Below are 17,874 nucleotides of genomic sequence, written 5' to 3'. Positions count from 1 at the left end.
AAGACATTTTTCTAGAGGGGAGTTGAAGAAGATGCGGAGACAAATCAAAAAGACCGCGCTGTCCGTCGCAGTGGCGCAGGCGGCCCTGATCCTGGGCGGCGCTGCATATGCGCAGACGGCAGTGCAGGCGGCTGCCGCCTCGCCGGCCGGAGCGGAACGAGGCGCCGAAGTGGAGACGCCGAGTATTGTCGTTTCCGGCCAGCGTGCGGCGCTGCAGTCGGCAATCAAGATCAAGCAGAATGCCGAGGAGATCGTTGACGCGGTGGTGGCCGAAGAAGCCGGCAAGCTGCCCGACAAATCGATTACCGAAGTGCTGCAGCGGGTGGTCGGCGTGACAATCGACCGCAACCGCTCGCGTGGCGATCCGGAACACTTTTCCGTGGAGGGTTCCGGCATTTCGATCCGCGGCCTGACGTGGGGATCGTCGACGCTGAACGGACGCGAGTCGTTCTCGGCCGGTTGGCCGGGACGCGAGTTGAGCTGGGGTGACGTGCCGCCGGAGCTGATGTCCGCCGTAATCATTCACAAGAACCCGCCTGCCGAGCTGATCGAGGGCGGCGTCAGCGGCCAGGTCGATTTGCGTACCGCGCTGCCGTTTGACTACAAGAACGAGAAGTTCGCGCTGTCGGTGAACGGCAATTACAACGAGCTGGGCAAGAAGAAATCTCCCGGCGTGTCAGGCCTGTATTCGAAGCGTTGGGACACCTCGAGCGGGCAGTGGGGCGCCCTGCTGGACCTGTCGTTCAACCAGACCAATACCCACAATGACACCGTGCAGATGGATGCCTACTATCCGCGCACGGACATCGTCGCTGGCCGGACCGTCTGGGTGCCGCGATCGGGATCGTGGCGCAGCAATACCGGCCAGACCGACCGGGCCGGCATCTATGGCGCGCTGCAGTGGAAGAACAATGGCATTGAATCGGCCCTGACGTATTTCCATTCGGGCTACAAGGAGAAGAGTGAGGAGTACGCCCTGTATTCGGGGGTGGAGAACGCGTACATGTCCAGGCTGGTCGATCCCAGGTTTGACGATAACGGCGTGTTTCAGTCGGGGACGTTCACCTATCCCTTTGGCGGACGGGGCGCGAACAACTTCGCCGCCGGCGGCCTGAACTTCAACACCAACACCGGTTTTGCGGACCGGCGCTCGCAAACCCGCGAGATTGCCTGGAACACCAAATGGAACATCAACGACGCCTGGTCGGTGCAGAACGACCTGCAGTGGGTGCACGCCACCAACAAGAGCTTTGGCAGCAACATGGCCTTGAATACCTTCGTGCCGAGCATGGCCATCGACGCCACCGGTACGCCGCCGAGTTTCAGCTTCAACCAGACGGCGCGTGACTTCCTGGCCAACCCCGGCAACTACTTCCTTGATCATTTCATGCCCGCCATGAGCAAGGCAAGCGGCGACCTCTATGCCTGGAAAGTCGATGCCAAGTACCGCTTCGACTTGCCGGTGCTGCGCGACGTGCGTTTCGGCTTCCGGCTGACCGACCGCTCGGCAACCCACGTCAATGCCGGCGGTAGCAGCTGGTTCAGCGTAGCCGAGCCGTGGAACGTCAAGACCACGTCGGTGCCAGGCCGTTTGCCGAACTCGACTGACCAGCAGAGCTGGCAGAGCCGCGGTACGTTCGGCTACCTGAAGGATCCCCGTTACGCGGCCCTGGCGCCCACTGCCGTCTATGATTTTGCCAATTTCTTCAACGGCAAGATCGGCGCGCCGCCGGCCCTGATCATGCCGACCGCGGCGTTCACCCGTGATTATCCAGGCGCCTATCAGCAGGCGACCCAGATCCTCAAACTGGAGTGCCAGGATGGCAACCAGCTCTACGGCACGAATAACAACTGCTCGACGGCTGGCAGCGGCTGGAAACCGCTGGCCTACGACAATGACCCCGCCAACACCGGCCGCCAGAAGGAAAGCACGCAAGCCGCCTATGTGTCGACGCGCTTCGGCTTCGATGACTGGCGCTACCCGGTCGAGGGGAATGTCGGCGTGCGTGTCGTGCGCACGCGTACCACCGCCCATGGCTACACGGTATTCAAACCGACCTACGGCACCACCACGCCGCCGGAAGTTCCGCAATTCGGCACCATCGACGAGCCGCTGAACGCCGAGCGCACCTACACCAATGTGCTGCCCAGCCTCAACCTGAAGACGGATCTGACCGATAAGCTGCAGGCGCGCTTCGCCTTCGCCCAATCGATGTACCGCCCCGGCTTCGGCGACCTTAGCGAGTACATCACGCTGAGCCAGAACGTCATCAACGACTCGGGCGGCAAGGTGCAAAACATCACTTACAGCGGCAGCGATACCGGCAACGTGAACCTGAAGCCGATCCGCGCCAACAGCTATGACCTGACGCTGGAGTGGTATCCGGGCAGCGGCTCGTCGCTGACGTTCGGCCTGTTCCACAAGCAGGTGCGCGACATCATCCTGCCGTCGGCGTTCACCCGCAGCTACAAGGACCTCGCCGGCAACGCGCAGAGCTTCCTGATCACGGCGCCGAACAACGCGGCCAAAGGCTCGGTGAGCGGCGCCGAGCTCGCGGGCCAGACGTATTTCGACCATGTGCCCGGACTGCAGGGGCGGCTGCCCGAGTGGGCCAAGGGCTTTGGCATATCGGCGAACTACACCTATATCAGGAGCAAGCAAAACCTTGATCACCCGTTCGATCTGAAATACTGCCCGGCCGCGGGATCGTTCAACAACAGTTCGCTGAACCTGTATGGCTGCGACACCAACGGTCTGCCGTTCACCTCGCTGCCCATCATGTACCTGTCGAGGAACGCGTATAACCTGACGCTGCTGTACGACAAGGGTCCGTTGTCGGCGCGGCTGGCATACAGCTGGCGCGGCCGCTTCCTGCAGGGGGTGACCGTGAATGGCACGCAGGGCTCGGACGCCACCAGCGCCGATCCTGCCCGCAATGGCGCGCAGGATGTGGGCTGGGGCTTGCCAACCTGGCAGGAAGCGATGGGGCAGCTGGACTTTGGCATCGACTACAAGTTCGGCGACCGTATCTCGGCCAACTTCTCGGCGAACAACCTGACCGATGTCGTGGTCAAGCAGACGCAGCAGCAGCACATCGGCAACATGGGCCGCGCCTGGTTCGAGCCGGGCCGCAGCTATCGCGTGGCCCTGCGCTATTCGTTCTGATCCCCGGGGCGCTGTCGCGCCCCGTCGCGATACCTGCGAGGTATGAAGAGATACCAAAACGGTCTTGGACGCTGTTCCGCATTCTCATTACCCTGCACTGAGAGCGAGTAAAACAGCGGAGACAATATGCGCCCAGGCGGCCAAAAACAGTATGAAGACGGGCTGGCCGGTGCACGCGCAGCGGCGCAAGCCGGGGAGCAGAAATCGGATTGGTCCCTGCCGGCCGTGGCGGCGGGGTTTCTGGCGGTGCTGGTTTCCTTTGCCGGTCCGCTGGCGATCTTCTACCAGGCCGCCCAGGCAGCGCATATGTCGGGCGCGATGTTCGCGTCCTGGGTGTGGGGGATTTCGGTCGGCGCCGGCCTTACCGGGATATTTCTCAGTTGGCGGCTGCGCACGCCGGTAATTACGGCGTGGTCGGCGCCGGGGACGGCCCTGCTCATTACGCTGTTTCCCGATCTGTCGCTGGGCGAGGCAGTCGGCGCGTATCTGACGGCGGCCGTGATCCTGCTGCTGATTGGCTTATCCGGCACGCTGGAACGGGTGATGGCGCACGTGCCTAAGGGCGTTGCCAGCGGCATGATGGCGGGTATCCTGGTGCCGTTCGGGCTGAATGCCTTCAAGACTGCTGGCACACAGCCGGTGCTGGCCTTCGGCATGATTGCGGCCTATCTGGTCTTCAGACGTGGCCTGCCGCGCTATAGCGTGGTGCTGTTGATGGCAGTGGGTACCGGCATCGCTTGGATGTCCGGCATGACGCATTTTGCGGACGTCCACTTCGAAGTCTTCGTGCCGCAATTGATCCGGCCGGAGTGGAGCGTGGCCAGCACCTTCAGCCTGGCGCTGCCACTGGTGCTCGTCACGCTGAGCGGGCAGTATCTGCCAGGTATGACGGTACTGAAAACAGCCGGTTACAACACGCCGGCGCGTCCCGTGATCGTCTCGTGCAGCCTGGCTTCGCTGGCCGTTGCGTTCACGGGCGGGATCACGATCGCGATAGCTGCCATCACGGCGGCCATGTGCACCGGCCGCGATGCGCACGAGGACCCGCGCAAGCGCTACATAGCCGGTATCGCCAACGGCGCCTTCTATTTATTGGCAGGGCTGTGCGGCGGCTCAATCGTGATGCTGTTCGCGGCGATGCCCAAAGAACTGATCGTCTGCCTCGCCGGCCTGGCGCTGCTGGGCGCGATCGCAGCAAGCCTGGGCGGGGTGATGGCCGCGGAAGACCATCGCGAAGCTTCCGTGATCACCTTCCTCGCCACAGCTTCCGGCATGACCTTTCTCGGCCTGGGGTCGGCCTTCTGGGGCATCGTGATCGGAATGGCTGCATGCCGCATCCTGCATGGCGCACGCCGCACCGGCGCTGCGTCGGCTTCAGGCGCGACGCCGGTTAAGAGAATCGAATAACATTGTCATCTCTTCGGTGTTGCGGCCTTTCGCGCCAATGCGGATTTCCGAGGATTTTTCGCCGGGCGCGCGGGCCCGGCGCCGTGTACGTTCGCCGCCGGCAAGCAGCCTTTGAATGGTTTCGGAGGGTACGCCCTCACTGATGAGATAGGCGAGTGCGTAGCGCCATCCGCATCGGCTTGCGAGGTCAAGGGCATTATCAATAATACCCGCGAGCAAGTCACTGTCCCTGCGTTCCTGCAGTTCTATCGGCATCCTTGTCTCCTCTGTTCTACTCGCGGACCTGACTTCGAATGGCCAGGCCTCGTTATCGGTGAACTTGGATCACAATACCATTGCGCTAGAGACTTTTTAAGTGGGTGACGTTTCCAATCGTAGTTGAGCTTGTCGCAATATTGCTACACCCTGAAAGCTAGCGGTAATCCTCGGCCGTCAGGCCATACTTTTGCATCTTGTGATACATGGTCTGCTTGGGCAGGGCAAGTGCTGTGCAGGCTGCGCCGACGTTGCCGCCCGCATTGCGCAGTTCCAGTTCGATCAGGGCGCGTTCGAAGGCGCTGACCTGGTCTGCCAGCGAGGCGGGGGTGGCCGTGGCGGTATCGGGAGCGGCGGGAACGCCGGGCAGGGCGCCGGCCAGTCCCAGCACGTAGCGGTCGGCTGCGTTGCGCAGTTCGCGCACATTGCCTGGCCAGTCGTGCCGCATCAGCGCCTGCATGTGCGCGGCAGGCACGGACGGGACGGCGCGCTTGTAGCGGCTGGCTGCATCCAGCATGAAGTGCTCGAACAGCAGCGGTATATCCTCGCGCCGCTCGCGCAGCGGCGGGATCTGCAGCACGATCAGGTTCAGGCGGTAATACAGGTCGCTGCGGAACTGGCCCTGGCCGGACAGTTCCTTCAAATCCGCCTTGGACGCTGCGATCACGCGCACATCCACAGGCAAGGTCTGGCACGAACCCAGGCGCTCGATATAGCGCTCCTGCAGCACGCGCAGCAGCTTGACCTGCATGGCCAGCGGCAGGCTCTCGATTTCGTCCAGGAACAGCGTGCCTTGGGAAGCGTATTCAATCTTGCCGACCTGGCGCTTGGACGCGCCCGTGAACGCGCCCGGTTCGTGGCCGAATAATTCGCTTTCGAAGATCGTCTCCGGTATCGCGCCGCAGTTGATGGCTACGTAATGGTGGCTGGCGCGTTCGCTGAATTCGTGCAGGCAGCGCGCCACCAGTTCCTTGCCGGTGCCCGTTTCGCCGTAGATCAGTACATCGGCTGGCTGGCTCGCCACTTCCAGAATCAGGCGGCGCAGTTCGCGCATGGCGGGAGCATTACCGAGCAACGCGGCGTCGATGCCCTGGCTGTGCGCTAAGCGCTGGCGCAGTTCGTGCACTTCCAGCTGCAGGCGGCGCTTGTCGGCCGCACGCCGCACCACGTCGGCCAATTGCTCGGACGAGTAGGGCTTCTCGATGAAATCATAGGCGCCGTCGTGCATCGCCTGCACCGCCATCGAAATGTCGCCGTGGCCGGTGACCAGGATGACCGGCAGCTCGGGGTCGGCGGCGCGCACGGCGGCCAGCAATTCCAGTCCGCTCATGCCCGGCAGCCGCACGTCCGTCACCAGCACGGCGCGGCAATGCGCCTGCAGCAGCTCGCGCGCCGGTTCAGCGCTGTCGAAATCACGCACGGTAAAACCAGCCAGGTCCAGCGCCTGGGCGCTGCCTTCGCGTACGGTCGGGTCGTCCTCGACCAGGATGACTTCTATCTCGTTCATCATGTGTCCACTGATGCCGCCTTGAGTTCGATGACGAAGCAAGCGCCGGCACTGGCTCGCTCCGCCCGCAGGCTGCCGCCGAAATCGCGGATGATCTGTTCCGAAATGGCGAGGCCCAGTCCAAGCCCTTCGCCTTGCGGTTTGGTGGTGTAGAACGGCTCGAACAGGCGGGCATGCGCTTCGTCCGAGAGGCCGGGGCCGCTGTCGCAGACGCGGATCTGTACCGTCGAAGGCGTCTCCGTCACATTCACCGAGAGTTCACGGCGCGCGCTGCGTTCCAGCGTACCCAGCGCGTCCAGCGCATTGCTCATCAGGTTCAGCAGCACCTGTTCCAGGCGGTTGCTGTCGCACAGCGCATAAATGTCGCCAGCGCTGATATTGAGCGTGAACCGCACCTTGTCCAGTTCCATGCGGCGTTCGACCAGCACCAGTGCGTTCGAGATCGCGGTATGGATGGAGACAGGCGCCAGCTCCGCATTGGACTTGCGCGCGAAGCTTTTCAGCTTGCCCGTGATGCCGCCCATGCGCGCCACAATCTGGGAAATCTTGGTCGAGGTTCTGCTTCGCTTCCTCCATGCGGCCAAGCTCGAACAGCCGCACGGCGTTGTCGGACATGGTGCGCAGTGCCGTCAGCGGCTGGTTCAGTTCGTGCGTGATGCTGGACGACATCTGGCCCAGCACGGCCATCTTGCCCGCCTGGTAAAGCTCATTCTGCGTGCGGTGCAGCTGCTGCTCCGCCTGGCGGCGCACTTCCACTTCCTCGCTCAGGCTTTGCGTGGTTCGTGCCAGGCGCGAAGTGCGTTCGGCCACCATTTGTTCCAGCTTGTTATATGCGTCCTGCAATTGCTCCTTCGCCTTCAGGCGCTGACGGATGTTGCGCTGGCGCTGACGCAGGTACAGGAACAGAAGAATCAGGAAGCTGTAGGCCATGCAGGCGAACAGCATGGCTGCGCGCGCATTGGCGCGCACCTGACTCAGGTCCGAGAGGTAGATGAAGGTCCAGTTGCGCGGCGCCAGCGAGCGCGTTTGCGCCAGCATGCGCGGCGAATTGCCGATGGCGACCACGCGCAGACCGTCGGCGCGCGGCTCGTCATGGGTGAAGGGGAGGGCCGACAGCGGCAGCCGGTAGTACTGGCGCGTCTGTTCAAGGTGCGCGCGCACGCTGTCGGGCAGCGGTCGCAGCGTGTGGTATTTCCAGTCCGGCGCCGACGACAGGAACAGCACGCCGTTGGCGTCGGACAGCATCACCTTGTCGGCGCCTTGCACCCAGCCCCTTTCCTGTTCTTCGATATTGACCTTGGCCACGGCCACGCCAACCATGCGGCCGTCGCGGTGCATGCCGCGCGCGTAGAAGTAGCCCGGCTCGCCGCTGGTGGTGCCCACGCCGTAGAAGCCGTTCGGGCGGCCGCGCAGCGCGTCCTGAACATAAGGGCGGAAGCCGATGTCGTCGCCGACGAAGCTGTCTTTTTGCCGCCAGTTGCTGGCTGCCACCGTGCGGCCCTGCAGGTCGACAACGTAGATGATGCGCGACCCGGCCTGCCTGCTCAGGCGCTCCAGGTAGCTGTTCACTTCCTGCTGGCGTGCGTAATCGCCGGGATGTTCGAGCAGGGCCAGCACGTCCTTGTCCAGCTCCAGCATATGCGGCAGGAAGTCGTACTTGTCGAGCAGGTTTTCCAGGCTGGCCGCATACACTTCGAGACGCTGGGCGCCTGCCGCGCGCAGGCGCTCCGTGCTCATTTGCTCGGTCCACCAATAGACAGCATAGGCGAGCGCCACGCCGACAGCCAGCGCCACGCACCAGGCCAGGCGGGCGAGCCGGCGCCGCCGCAGACGCGATGCGAGCGGTGGCGAGGAGGCGGCCGCCTCTGTGGCCGGAGTGGCAATGTTATCGGACGTGGCAGACATCATGGCAACTATAGCAAATCCGGCGCGCCGGTCCGCTTAGAACCAATGCCGAAAGCCGAGATTGAAGGCAGCGTTGCCGGTGCCGTCGTCGGTGGCGTTGCCTACCTTGAAGGTGGCGCCGTTATCGTTATTGATATGGCCGTAAGCGGTGTACAGGTCGCTGCGGCGGGATAGCGCATACAGATAGCCGATGGCGAACTGGCGCGCATCGCGGCGGGCGGCCGTGCTGTCCTCGTGCTGGATGGCGGAGACGGCCACGCGGTGCGGACCTGCCGTGTAGCACAGGCCGAGCAGGGCGTCGTGGCTGTCTGCACCGGCCAGGCCGCGGGTGCGTACGTACGCCGCATGCGCGGTCACGGCGCCGACCGTGTAGCGCACCGCCAGCAGCGAGTTGCTGACGTGGTCGACCAGCAGCGGATCCTCGCGGCGATGGTGGGCCAGCACCACGGCCAGCGGACCGGGCGCGTAGCTCAGGGCGCCGCTGAACACGCGCTTGCGGCTCGAGTCACCCGCCACTTCGCCCGCGCCGTAGGCCATCTCGGCCGACCAGCCGGCCAGCTTGGGCGTGGCGTACACCACGGCGTTGTCCATGCGGCGGTTGCCGGCGATGATGTTCATGGCCTGCCCTGCCAGGCCGTCGGCGAAGGGATCGGCCACGTCGCGCAGGGTCTTGTAGTATGGCGACAGCTGCCGCCCCGCGCTCAGACTGCCGAAGGCGCCGGTCAGGCCTACATAGGACTGGCGGCCGAAAGTCAGGCCGCCCTGGCCGGATGTGCCGGTGTCGATATTGATGCCGCTCTCCAGCACGAAGTTGGCGGACAGGCCGCCGCCCAGGTCTTCCGTGCCTTTGAATCCCAGTCGCGAGCCGGAGGCCACGCCGCTGCTGAGGGCCGTGCGGCTGCCGGCAGGGCCGCCGTGTTCGGATACCAGTCCGGCGTCCATCACGCCGTAGATTTTGACCTGGGTTTGAGCGTGAGCAGCGGCGCAGGCGAGCGCCAGCGCCGCAGTGAATGCGTATTTCATGGAGTCTCCTTTTTTATGCCGCGTGGATGTAGCTGTGTTCATCGTGGGAGGTGGGGCTGTCTTCCAGCGCGCCTTCCCACTTGGCCACTACCGCGGTCGCAATGGCGTTACCGACGGCGTTGGTGGCCGAGCGGCCCATGTCGAGGAACTGGTCGACGCCCATCAGGAGCAGCAGTCCGGCTTCGGGGATGTGGAACTGGGTCAGGGTGGCGGCGATCACCACCAGCGATGCGCGCGGCACGCCGGCCATGCCTTTGGAGGTCAGCATCAGCAGGAGCAGCATGCTGATCTGCGTCCCCAGCGACAGGTCGATGCCGTAGGCCTGGGCGATGAACAGCACGGCGAAGGTGCAGTACATCATCGAGCCATCCAGATTGAAGGAATAGCCCATCGGCAGGACGAAGCTGGAGATGCGGCGCTGTACGCCGAACTTGTCCAGCGCCACCAGCAACTTGGGGTAGGCGGCTTCCGAACTGGCGGTGGAGAAGGCAAGCAGGAAGGGTTCGCGAATCAGGCCGACCAGGCGGAACACGCGCGGACCCAGTACCAGCAAGCCGGCGCCGATCAGCAGGGCCCACAGGCAGAACAGGCCCAGGTAGAAGCCGCCCATGAATTTGGCAAACGTGGCCAGGATGCCCAGCCCGTTGGTGGTCACGACCGAGGCCATTGCCGCAAAGACTGCCAGTGGCGCCATGTTCATGATGGCGCCGGTAATGCGCAGCATCACTTGCGCCAGTTCGTCCACCACGCCCAGCAGGCGTTTGCCGGATTCACCCCAGCGCGCCGAGCGCGGAACCGAAGAAGATGGAGAACACCAGCACCTGCAGGATCTCGTTGTTGGCCATCGCCTCGATGGGCGACTTGGGCACGACGTGCGAGACAAAGTCCTTCAGCGTGAAGGCTGCGGTTTTCAGGCCGGTGCTGGCGTCGACGGCGGGCAGCGGCAGACCGAGGTTGGTGCCAAGCTGGAACAGGTTGGACAGCAGCATGCCCAGTGCCAGCGATACCAGCGAAGCCAGCACGAACCAGGCGAACGCTTTCGCGCCGATGCGGCCGGCGGCCTTGCCGTCCGCCAGGTTGGCGATGCCGACGGTCAGCGTGGAGAACACCAGCAGCGCGATGATCATCTTGATCAGGCGCAGGAAGATATCTGTCACCAGCGATATGTGGGCAGAGATGTCGGCAGTGATTTTCTTGTCGGGGAAGACGGTATTACAGGCATAGCCGACCGCGATACCGAGCAGCATCGCGATCAGGATATACAGGGTGAGTGGGCGCTTCTTTTGCATGGCAGTCTCCGTTTTTGTGGAAACCGCGGTGAGCCACCGCGGGGGTGGCTCCTTAATAGCAAGCGCTGTGCCTAAGCCCTTGGACGGGCTAAGTTATTGTTTTGATTGAAAGTGTTATCGCGCGTGGCGCAAAAACGTATGAAAGATTGGACTGGACCGCGCTGGCGGGTCCCGGAATTTGGACTTATTCGTCGTCGAATTCCGAGGTCAGGTCCTTGAAGCCCTTGCCCATGGCGAAGGGCAGGAATTCATCCGGCGTATCGAGCACGATCAGGCGCTTTTCCTGGATTACGGGATCGCCCGCAGACAGGTCCGGTCCCTTGTAGCCCAGGGTGCGCAGGTGGGCGCTGATCTCTGCGATCAGCTTCTTGTCGCGATGCAGTCCGTCGGGCGCCGGCGCCTTGAGATCCACATACAGCTCGACGACGCCGTAGCCTTCATCGAAGATGCGGATGGATTTGATGTCAATGGTACGGCCGCTGCCGTCCGTGGCCTTGAGGGGGCCGCTGAGCTGGATATCGGTGTCTTGAGTCATTCCGGCAGCATACACCAAATAGGGCCCAGCTTCGGAATCCCGCGCCGTTTGCAGCCAGCCGTTAGAATGCGCTGTGTTTAAATGATTTATATCTGAGGAGCGAGACGTGAAATCGATGTTATTTGTGGCCAGCCTGGTCATCGGGAGCGCTGCCTGGGCCGCGCCCGCCGCACCCACAGCACCGCCTGCAGCTGCGGCAGTGAAGACGCGCGACGTGCCGGTCAACCAGTTCATGCAGGGCCGGCTGCCGTTGCCGATTCCGCTGAATATACCCGTGCCGGCGGAATACGAGCAGTCGAAGGTCAAGAAGATCGGCTATTCGTACTGGATGCGTCCTGCCGATGCGGCGACAGCTACTGCCGCCAACCTGCCGAACCGCAATGGCTATATGTACGGCTCGACCGCTACCAACGTGACCTACGACGCGCGCCACCGCGTATTCTACGGCATCGACGATCCGGGTTCGCTGAACAAGCTGAAGACCGCTGCCACCAATATCCAGGTCAAGCAGTTCAAGGATGCGAAGAATCCGGCCGTGCTGCTGTCCATGATCAGCGGCACCACCGGGCAGCCGGCCTATTTCATGTACATGGCAACCGGCGTAAAGAACGAAGTGTTCTTCCTGTCCTTCCGCGCCCCGGACGGACGGCCTGATATCGGCGATGCGGTCTGGGCACGGCTGGCGGCCAACATCAAGTAGTCCAGGGCTACAGGATAGTGGCGGCGGGGCTAATCCGCCTTTTCCGCCAGCACGGTGTAGAGGTACTCGACCACCTTCTTGCCACGTTCGCTATCCGGGCTCTCGCCCGTCATCTTCTGATAAAGCTTGCGCGCAGTCTTCTCGTTGAAGGTCTGGGTGACGACCACATTCGGCGAATGGCACCTGGAGCAGGTCTGCTTGACCAGCATCGCGTTTGGCCCCGGGGGAACGGAGAGGGATCTCCGCTCTCGTCCACGGCGGCAGGCGCCGGTTCGGCGCCGAATGCGGTGAGATTGACTTGAGTGATGCCGAAAGCCAGCAACGCGGCGCACAGGTATTTGAGCTGTTTCATTGTCTACTCCATATTCATTCCAAAGTTTTCCCACATGTAGTCCGCCCAGTACTCGTTGAGGAACAGGAAGAACTCGTGGGTAAGATTGACGATTTTCCGGGTGCAGTAGGCGTAGTCATCCGCATCCCTGGCCTCCAGCGTCAGCGACAGAGTGCCGTTACGCAGGCGCACAGCCGCTTGCGCCCTTGCCGGATCGACGCGCCGGTGCTCCGGCACATCCCGCGCCGCTACGGCCCTTGAGCCAGGCCCTGATCTCTTTGTGCATCAGCGATCCGGTCTCGACGCGGGGCAGCAGGTCCAGCAGCGACAAACGCCGATGTCCGGGCTCGCACCCAAGCGTGAACGGTTGGCCGTAAAGCCAGCCAAAGTGAAAGTCCACGCCGCTCTTGCGCGGCTCGACGCGATAGTCCTGAAAGACGCCGCGGGTAGCGTAGTCCTGTAGAACAGCGCCTATTTCCTGCTGCGCGTGGCGGTAAATCAAGTCGTCCATGCGCGCCGCCTCAGTGGTAGTAGGAGGTCACGCCAGGTTCTACTTTCCCGAGGAAACCCGGCGGATATTTCTCGCGCTGCCAGTACTCCTTCTTGCCCTGCACGTTCAGCACCACGGGCAGGCTGGTTTCGGATGCCAGTTTGTAGGCTTTCTTCAGCGCGGGCGTGAAGTCTTCGGGCCTGGTGATGTACATGCCGTGGCCGCCCAGCGCCTCGGCCATCCTGTCGTAGCGGACGTTTTCCTGGAACAGGTGCATCGGCAACGCCTTCGGCTCGTCGTCCTGCAAATACCACGTTCCCCAGGCATTGTTGTTATAGACGATGATGATGGCCGGGATGCGGAACTTGGCCAGCGTTTCCACTTCCATGCCGGAATAGCCGAAGGAGGCGTCGCCCATGATCGTGATGGTCGGATGCCCCTTGTACTTCGATTGGGCGCCGACTCCCTCTTTGACCGCTACGCCGGCGCCCATCGCATAACCTACGTCCGCGCCAACGGTGCCGAACTGGTACTGCCCGTTCATGATCTGCGCCGGGCGGAAGGCCCGCAGCCAGCGCCGTGTATAGCGCGCCACGCCGAAGCCGCCGGAGCCGACGAGGGTTTGCTCCTTGGGCAGGCTGCCGTGATACAGGAAGTCCGCCAGTTCCTTGGCGATGACGGCCGGGTGCACCGCATCCTTATAACCCTGCACCTGCTTGTAGATTTCATCGTTTTCGGCCTCGAACTTCTTGCGGGCACTGGCGATTTCGGCCAGCCAGGCATCGTGGCGACATTGCCGGCGCTTCGCGCACCAGCATTTCCAGCGCGGCCTTTTCATCGCTGACTATGCCCACTTCGATCGGCAGGTTGCGGCCGATGTCCTCTGCGGCGGGGTCGATACGGATATACCGTGCATCCGGGCCGAAAGCGTATTCCCCGATGTTGGGCATGCAGTACTGCCCAACCAGCATGACCACATCGGCGCTGGCCAGCGCATCCGGGGCGCAGGTGGCGGACAGCGGGTGGTCGTCCGGGAACTGGCCGCGCATAGCGCCGGATTCCACCACCGGAATCTGCGTCTTTTCGGCGAACTGGCGCAGGGCGTCCCAGGCCCTGGAGTAGAACACGCCCGTGCTGGAGACGATCATGGGGCGCCTGGCCTGTTGCAACAGGGCGAGCGCTTTCTGCACGTGTGCCGGCGATGGATTGGGCTTGGCGTCGGTACGGTACAGGCTTTTGTCGAAGTTGTAGGTGATATCGCCCGGTTTGGCCAGTTTGCCGTCAGCCGCTTCGGCGGCAAAATCGAGGTGCACCGGGCTGGGCACCCCAGTCTTCAATTGGCGGAAAGCGTAGGCGGCGTATTCGTGGTTGCGGCGCGCATTCACCAATCTCTTTTGCCACTTGACCATATGCGCGGTGACAGACTGCTGCTCCATCAGCTGAATGGCGGCTTCGGTATCTTCTTCGCGCACGCTCTTATTGGAAGACATGAACAGAACCGGGGTGCGTGCAGCCTTGGCATTGGCCAGCCCGGAAATAAGATTGGTGAAGCCCGGACCTTCCGTGCCGGAAGTGGCGGAAACCTCGCCAGTCACGCGCGTAAATGCGTCGGCAGCGTGGGACATCGAACGTTCGTCACGGCCGGTATAAGTTGGAATGCCGATGGCGGCCAGCGCATGTGTCACCGTGTAATTGCCGGGACAGCAGAATAGCGCGGCCAAGCCTTCCGCCTGGCAGGCCTTGGCGAAAAGGGTGGCGCCATTCATGGGCAGCTCGGGCGTCTCAGGCGGGGTTTTGGCAGCAGCACTGAATGCACCAGGCAGGGACAGAGGCTGGCCTGGCGCTTCCCTGCTTGCGGCGAATGCCTGCGGCACGACACTCGTCGAAGCGGCGCCGGCGGCCAGCAGGCCGGATGCCTTCAGAAAGTTGCGCCGCGAAGGCGGATTTCTGGCTTCGGCAGACGTGCTGGCTTCAATAATGGATTTTTTCGAATCGGTGTCGCTCATGGTTTCATCCTGGTTGGTCATCGTTGTTGCCCGTATCCCGGCTCGGCCTGCGAGCGAGGTCCCTCATTCCTGATAGCCGCCGCCGAGGGCCATGGTCAGGCCAACTTCTGCCAGCAACTGGCGGCTATGCAGGGCAATCGACTGCTCCTGCTCGCGCAGCAGGAGTAGTTCGGATCGATGTCGTGCAAGCGGTCGCCCAGGCCGCGTTCCAGTTGGGCGTGCGCACTGGCGGAAGTGAAGCGGACGGATTCCACTTTTGCGTCCTGCAGCTTGCGCTGGCGCTGCAAGCCTTCCAGGGCCAGCGCAGTTTGCGCCACTTCGGCAACGGCAGTCAGCACCGCCTGGTTGTATTGGGCGATACGGATCTCGTTCTGCGACTTGGATATCGCCAGTTCGGCATTGAGACGGCCGCTGTCGAATATCGGCAATGTCAGGCCGGGCACGAGGCTCATCTGGGTGCCGGATTTGCTGAACAAATCACCCAGGTGGATGGCATTGAATCCGATGAAGGCCCTGATGTCGAAGCTGGGATAGAAGGCGGCACGTGCAGTCTCGATTTCGCTCAGCGAAGCTTGAACCGACCAGCGCCACGCTTGCAGGTCGGGACGCCGCGCCAGCAGGCGGTAGTCGAGTGCAGGGGGTAGCATGCCCAGGGTTGTGGGCAGCGCGCGTGCTTCGAGCGCCAGCGGCGAGGGACCTGCGCCGACTTGAGCGCGCAGTGCTTCCCGTGATTGCAGCAAGCGATCTTCGACAGCGCTGATCTGCTGCTCGATCGTCAGCAGTTGCGCGCGCGCGGTTTCGACGGGCTGGCGCGGCGCGATGCCGCGCGCATATCGTTCCTGGTGCGCTTGCTGCAGATCCTGCATCAGGCGCCGGGCGCGCTGCAGCAGGACTAGCGTGGCGTAATCGGTCTGGATGCGGCAATAGGTCTGCGTCACTGCGCCAACGAGTAGCAGGGCCGCCTGGTCGCGCTCAGCCCTGAGCGCATTCCGCTGGCCCACGGCGGCGGTAAACTGCGCGCGCTTGCGGCCCCAGACATCGAGTGTGTAGCTGCCCAGCAGACCGATCGTGCCTTCGGTGTACCAGCGGCCATGTGGCCCGCCCGTTGTCGGGTCGAGACGGGTGAACAGGGAACTGAAGCCATTTTCGGATAACTGCAGGCGCTCCGCGTCTGCGGCCAAGGCAACGGCCGGGCCCCGGTTGGCATCCGCCAGTTGGGCGCCGCTGTCGCCAAGATGAAGACGCGCTTCGGCAACGGCCAGGCTGGGTGCATCACGCAGGGCCTGGTCAACCAGGGCGTTGAGCTGCGGATCGCGATACCGCTGCCACCACTGCGGCGCGGGCCAGCCTTCTCCGTTGACGGGAATGTCGCCGGCCAGGCCGATGCGCTCTGGCGCGATGAGAGCCTGCCGATCCGGTGCTTCCTTCATTTGGGCACAACCGGCCAGGGCCAGTGCGATGACGAGGGTATAGCTGTGTTTCATGGCTTCGTCCACTCCGCGCCGGTGCTTGCCTGCCAATCGTAGTCCAGCAATCTCCGGCGCGCGTCATCCAGCGCCTTGTCCAGCGGACGATCGGCGCCGGGCTCAAAGGCCAGGCGCCCCTGCAGTTGGCGCAGGCGTTCCAGGAGCGACCAGGCATCGGCACGCGCCTGTTCGTAGGCGGCCATGCCAGCCGGCGCCGTTTCCGCCAACCGCTCCAGTGCCTTCGACAGTTCCGCTTCGGCCTGTGACGCTTTGTCCGCCTCATGCTCTGGCCATATTCCGGCATACACCAGCAAGGAAATCAGCACGCCCAGCACAATGCCGATTGCACGGTCGCGGATTTCCGTCAGGTCGGTGCCGGGCCCGAAGGTGCCGAACAGCGCGAGGGCGAAGCAGAACACCATCTGGAAGCCGACATAGTCAGTGCGCGGAGAGCCGGCGGCAATCCAGGCGCCGCAGGCGATTACCAAGAGGCTTAGCAGGAGCAGGCCGGTGATGCTGTCCAGGTGGGGGATGATGAAGACTGTTGCGCAGAGCGCCGCCAGGCTGCCGAGTGCAGCGCCGATCAGGCGCATCGTGCCCTTGTGCCTGACCGCGCCAAGGCTGGGCAGGGCGAGGATGATGCATGTGAGCATGCAGGTGTGGATGCCTGGCCAATTGACGGCCGTGTAGAACAGGTAGCCAAGCTGGGTGGCGAGGACCACCTTGAGCGCAAAGCGGAGGGCGGCCGGATCGAGTCCTGGGTGCGCGCCGGGAACAGGCGACGGCGTCGCTGCGGCGGCTGGCGCCGTTGTTACGGGGCGTGCGGCCTCGTCCTGTTCCAGCTGCGCGAACGCGCGATGCATGGCGGCCAGCGGCGTGGGCGCGTTCGAAAGATCCACCGCCGGAATGGGCATTGTGAATGCCCCGTCATCGGAGGTCGCGAGCCGGGCCTGCAAGTTGCTGATGGCTGCCAGCAAGGACGACACGTGCAGCTGGGATGCAGCGTCGCGTGAGGACGCGTCGGCGGATGGCAGCGCGCGCGAAGCCACCAGCAGCCGTTCGACTACCCGCACGCGCGCCTTGCATTGCAAATTGCGCTTGGCATGCGCTGGATGTTCGGCCAGCGCAAAACCCAGGTGCCGGCGCATGCGCAGAAACGAGTCCTCGATAGCGGCATTCTCCGGTGCGTGCGGTGCGGCTCCCTGAAGACTGTCCGCGACGCAGTCGAGTTGCGCGCGCAACTCGGTGGCCAAATGTGCGTCCGCGCTGGCAGGCAGCAGCTGGCCGACCAGCAGGTTGACTGCAATCGGATAGGCAATTGCGATCCATACCCATAGCACCGCCCGCGTCAGCGCTTCGGGATTAGGGATGACATCCACCTCGCTCTGGATATAGACGACCACAATACCCACCAGGAATCCAATCACCCCCAGCTTGCTTTTGCGCAGGAAGTACATTGCGCACAGCAGGATGAACATGGCTGCCAGTATACGCAGCAAAAGCCACGTCAAAGGTCAGGCGCAGCAGCAAAAGCGTGCAGGCGACGGCCAGCGTAAGCCCGATTGTGCACACCAGGCCGGACAAGCGTGTGAGATAAGTATTCTGCTGCGTCGTCGAAAAGATGGAGACCAGGGACAGCGCAAGAAACGGAACCTGCAGGGCCAGGGACGCAACGATCACGATCGCGCAAGCGATCAGGTAGCGCCATAGCGTCACGTAGCGGCCGGGTAGGGGCGCCAGCTCCTTGCGGATGGCGCCCAGCGGCAGGGACCAGTGTGCGAGCGACAGCATGGC

17 protein-coding genes and 1 pseudogene are annotated in these 17,874 nt (G+C 63.3%); 3 read left to right on the top strand and 15 right to left on the bottom strand.

Annotated elements, in window-relative coordinates:
• Nucleotides 1–31 precede the first annotated feature (31 nt).
• Complete coding sequence (locus ACHMW6_RS17640) at nucleotides 32–3,166, top strand: TonB-dependent receptor (protein ID WP_395408363.1); 3,135 nt, start codon at nucleotides 32–34, stop codon at nucleotides 3,164–3,166.
• 126 nt (nucleotides 3,167–3,292) lie between these two features.
• Complete coding sequence (locus ACHMW6_RS17635; RefSeq protein ID WP_395408362.1) at nucleotides 3,293–4,573, top strand: benzoate/H(+) symporter BenE family transporter; 1,281 nt, start codon at nucleotides 3,293–3,295, stop codon at nucleotides 4,571–4,573.
• Here ACHMW6_RS17635 and ACHMW6_RS17630 read toward each other — a convergent pair.
• The 7 genes and pseudogenes from ACHMW6_RS17630 to ACHMW6_RS17600 all read right to left on the bottom strand — a co-directional run bounded on the left by ACHMW6_RS17630 (nucleotide 4,541) and on the right by ACHMW6_RS17600 (nucleotide 11,087).
• Nucleotides 4,541–4,828, bottom strand: a complete 288-nt coding sequence (locus ACHMW6_RS17630; RefSeq protein ID WP_395408361.1) for a hypothetical protein — start codon at nucleotides 4,826–4,828, stop codon at nucleotides 4,541–4,543. The two genes, ACHMW6_RS17635 and ACHMW6_RS17630, sit on opposite strands and share 33 nt — an antisense overlap.
• 157 nt (nucleotides 4,829–4,985) lie before the next feature.
• Nucleotides 4,986–6,335: a sigma-54-dependent transcriptional regulator gene (locus ACHMW6_RS17625; RefSeq protein WP_395408632.1), complete on the bottom strand. Its 1,350-nt coding sequence runs from the start codon at nucleotides 6,333–6,335 to the stop codon at nucleotides 4,986–4,988.
• Entirely contained in the window at nucleotides 6,335–6,661 is a 327-nt protein-coding gene (locus ACHMW6_RS17620) for a sensor histidine kinase (RefSeq protein ID WP_395408360.1), read from the bottom strand. Before ACHMW6_RS17620 ends, ACHMW6_RS17625 begins: the two co-directional genes overlap by 1 nt.
• A complete protein-coding gene (locus tag ACHMW6_RS17615; protein WP_395408359.1) occupies nucleotides 6,594–8,243 on the bottom strand; it encodes a cache domain-containing protein in 1,650 nt (549 codons plus the stop codon). The genes ACHMW6_RS17620 and ACHMW6_RS17615 overlap by 68 nt, the downstream gene beginning before the upstream one ends.
• Nucleotides 8,244–8,276: 33 nt before the next feature.
• Nucleotides 8,277–9,263 (bottom strand): porin, encoded by a 987-nt coding sequence (locus tag ACHMW6_RS17610; protein ID WP_395408358.1) that lies wholly within the window; start codon nucleotides 9,261–9,263, stop codon nucleotides 8,277–8,279.
• A gap of 13 nt (nucleotides 9,264–9,276) precedes the next feature.
• Nucleotides 9,277–10,552, bottom strand: a pseudogene (locus ACHMW6_RS17605) (dicarboxylate/amino acid:cation symporter).
• A 184-nt stretch (nucleotides 10,553–10,736) separates the two neighbouring features.
• Nucleotides 10,737–11,087, bottom strand: coding sequence for a hypothetical protein (locus tag ACHMW6_RS17600; protein ID WP_395408357.1), 351 nt, complete (start codon nucleotides 11,085–11,087; stop codon nucleotides 10,737–10,739).
• Nucleotides 11,088–11,193: 106 nt separating this feature from the next.
• On the opposite strand from ACHMW6_RS17600, the gene ACHMW6_RS17595 reads away from it, so the two are divergent.
• Nucleotides 11,194–11,787, top strand: coding sequence for a hypothetical protein (locus tag ACHMW6_RS17595; protein ID WP_395408356.1), 594 nt, complete (start codon nucleotides 11,194–11,196; stop codon nucleotides 11,785–11,787).
• 29 nt (nucleotides 11,788–11,816) lie between these two features.
• On the opposite strand, the gene ACHMW6_RS17590 is transcribed toward ACHMW6_RS17595, so the two are convergent.
• The 8 genes from ACHMW6_RS17590 to ACHMW6_RS17555 all read right to left on the bottom strand — a co-directional run bounded on the left by ACHMW6_RS17590 (nucleotide 11,817) and on the right by ACHMW6_RS17555 (nucleotide 17,871).
• Nucleotides 11,817–11,996 carry a hypothetical protein gene (locus tag ACHMW6_RS17590; RefSeq protein ID WP_395408355.1) on the bottom strand — a complete coding sequence of 60 codons (180 nt, stop codon included), beginning with the start codon at nucleotides 11,994–11,996 and terminating at the stop codon, nucleotides 11,817–11,819.
• A 146-nt stretch (nucleotides 11,997–12,142) separates the two neighbouring features.
• Nucleotides 12,143–12,310 carry a hypothetical protein gene (locus tag ACHMW6_RS17585; RefSeq protein ID WP_395408354.1) on the bottom strand — a complete coding sequence of 56 codons (168 nt, stop codon included), beginning with the start codon at nucleotides 12,308–12,310 and terminating at the stop codon, nucleotides 12,143–12,145.
• Nucleotides 12,297–12,629 (bottom strand): hypothetical protein, encoded by a 333-nt coding sequence (locus ACHMW6_RS17580; RefSeq protein WP_395408353.1) that lies wholly within the window; start codon nucleotides 12,627–12,629, stop codon nucleotides 12,297–12,299. Before ACHMW6_RS17580 ends, ACHMW6_RS17585 begins: the two co-directional genes overlap by 14 nt.
• Before the next feature lie 10 nt (nucleotides 12,630–12,639).
• The gene (locus ACHMW6_RS17575) at nucleotides 12,640–13,446 is read right to left on the bottom strand and encodes a thiamine pyrophosphate-dependent enzyme (protein WP_395408352.1); all 807 of its coding nucleotides are present in this window, start codon (nucleotides 13,444–13,446) and stop codon (nucleotides 12,640–12,642) included.
• Nucleotides 13,334–14,614, bottom strand: a complete 1,281-nt coding sequence (locus ACHMW6_RS17570) for a thiamine pyrophosphate-binding protein (RefSeq protein WP_395408351.1) — start codon at nucleotides 14,612–14,614, stop codon at nucleotides 13,334–13,336. The genes ACHMW6_RS17575 and ACHMW6_RS17570 overlap by 113 nt, the downstream gene beginning before the upstream one ends.
• 95 nt (nucleotides 14,615–14,709) lie before the next feature.
• The gene (locus ACHMW6_RS17565; protein WP_395408350.1) at nucleotides 14,710–16,098 is read right to left on the bottom strand and encodes an efflux transporter outer membrane subunit; all 1,389 of its coding nucleotides are present in this window, start codon (nucleotides 16,096–16,098) and stop codon (nucleotides 14,710–14,712) included.
• The gene (locus tag ACHMW6_RS17560; RefSeq protein ID WP_395408349.1) at nucleotides 16,095–17,492 is read right to left on the bottom strand and encodes an FUSC family protein; all 1,398 of its coding nucleotides are present in this window, start codon (nucleotides 17,490–17,492) and stop codon (nucleotides 16,095–16,097) included. Before ACHMW6_RS17560 ends, ACHMW6_RS17565 begins: the two co-directional genes overlap by 4 nt.
• Nucleotides 17,443–17,871: a hypothetical protein gene (locus ACHMW6_RS17555; RefSeq protein ID WP_395408348.1), complete on the bottom strand. Its 429-nt coding sequence runs from the start codon at nucleotides 17,869–17,871 to the stop codon at nucleotides 17,443–17,445. The genes ACHMW6_RS17560 and ACHMW6_RS17555 overlap by 50 nt, the downstream gene beginning before the upstream one ends.
• Between the last annotated feature and the right edge of the window lie 3 nt (nucleotides 17,872–17,874).

Source organism: Pseudoduganella sp. UC29_106, from assembly GCF_044055365.1.
Taxonomy (GTDB): Bacteria; Pseudomonadota; Gammaproteobacteria; order Burkholderiales; family Burkholderiaceae_D; genus Rugamonas.
The sequence above is the reverse complement of the archived record's forward strand: the minus strand, read 5'-3'. Positions and strand labels throughout refer to the sequence as shown.

What these genes read in the sequence shown, in the direction of transcription:
- ACHMW6_RS17590 (WP_395408355.1), bottom strand. Translation starts at nt 11,996, where the DNA reads ATGCTGGTCAAGCAGACCTGCTCCAGGTGCCATTCGCCGAATGTGGTC.
- ACHMW6_RS17580 (WP_395408353.1), bottom strand. Translation starts at nt 12,629, where the DNA reads ATGGACGACTTGATTTACCGCCACGCGCAGCAGGAAATAGGCGCTGTT.
- ACHMW6_RS17575 (WP_395408352.1), bottom strand. Translation starts at nt 13,446, where the DNA reads ATGAAAAGGCCGCGCTGGAAATGCTGGTGCGCGAAGCGCCGGCAATGT.
- ACHMW6_RS17565 (WP_395408350.1), bottom strand. Translation starts at nt 16,098, where the DNA reads ATGAAACACAGCTATACCCTCGTCATCGCACTGGCCCTGGCCGGTTGT.
- ACHMW6_RS17600 (WP_395408357.1), bottom strand. Translation starts at nt 11,087, where the DNA reads ATGACTCAAGACACCGATATCCAGCTCAGCGGCCCCCTCAAGGCCACG.
- ACHMW6_RS17625 (WP_395408632.1), bottom strand. Translation starts at nt 6,335, where the DNA reads ATGAACGAGATAGAAGTCATCCTGGTCGAGGACGACCCGACCGTACGC.
- ACHMW6_RS17630 (WP_395408361.1), bottom strand. Translation starts at nt 4,828, where the DNA reads ATGCCGATAGAACTGCAGGAACGCAGGGACAGTGACTTGCTCGCGGGT.
- ACHMW6_RS17615 (WP_395408359.1), bottom strand. Translation starts at nt 8,243, where the DNA reads ATGATGTCTGCCACGTCCGATAACATTGCCACTCCGGCCACAGAGGCG.
- ACHMW6_RS17635 (WP_395408362.1), top strand. Translation starts at nt 3,293, where the DNA reads ATGCGCCCAGGCGGCCAAAAACAGTATGAAGACGGGCTGGCCGGTGCA.
- ACHMW6_RS17555 (WP_395408348.1), bottom strand. Translation starts at nt 17,871, where the DNA reads ATGCTGTCGCTCGCACACTGGTCCCTGCCGCTGGGCGCCATCCGCAAG.
- ACHMW6_RS17570 (WP_395408351.1), bottom strand. Translation starts at nt 14,614, where the DNA reads ATGAGCGACACCGATTCGAAAAAATCCATTATTGAAGCCAGCACGTCT.
- ACHMW6_RS17610 (WP_395408358.1), bottom strand. Translation starts at nt 9,263, where the DNA reads ATGAAATACGCATTCACTGCGGCGCTGGCGCTCGCCTGCGCCGCTGCT.
- ACHMW6_RS17640 (WP_395408363.1), top strand. Translation starts at nt 32, where the DNA reads ATGCGGAGACAAATCAAAAAGACCGCGCTGTCCGTCGCAGTGGCGCAG.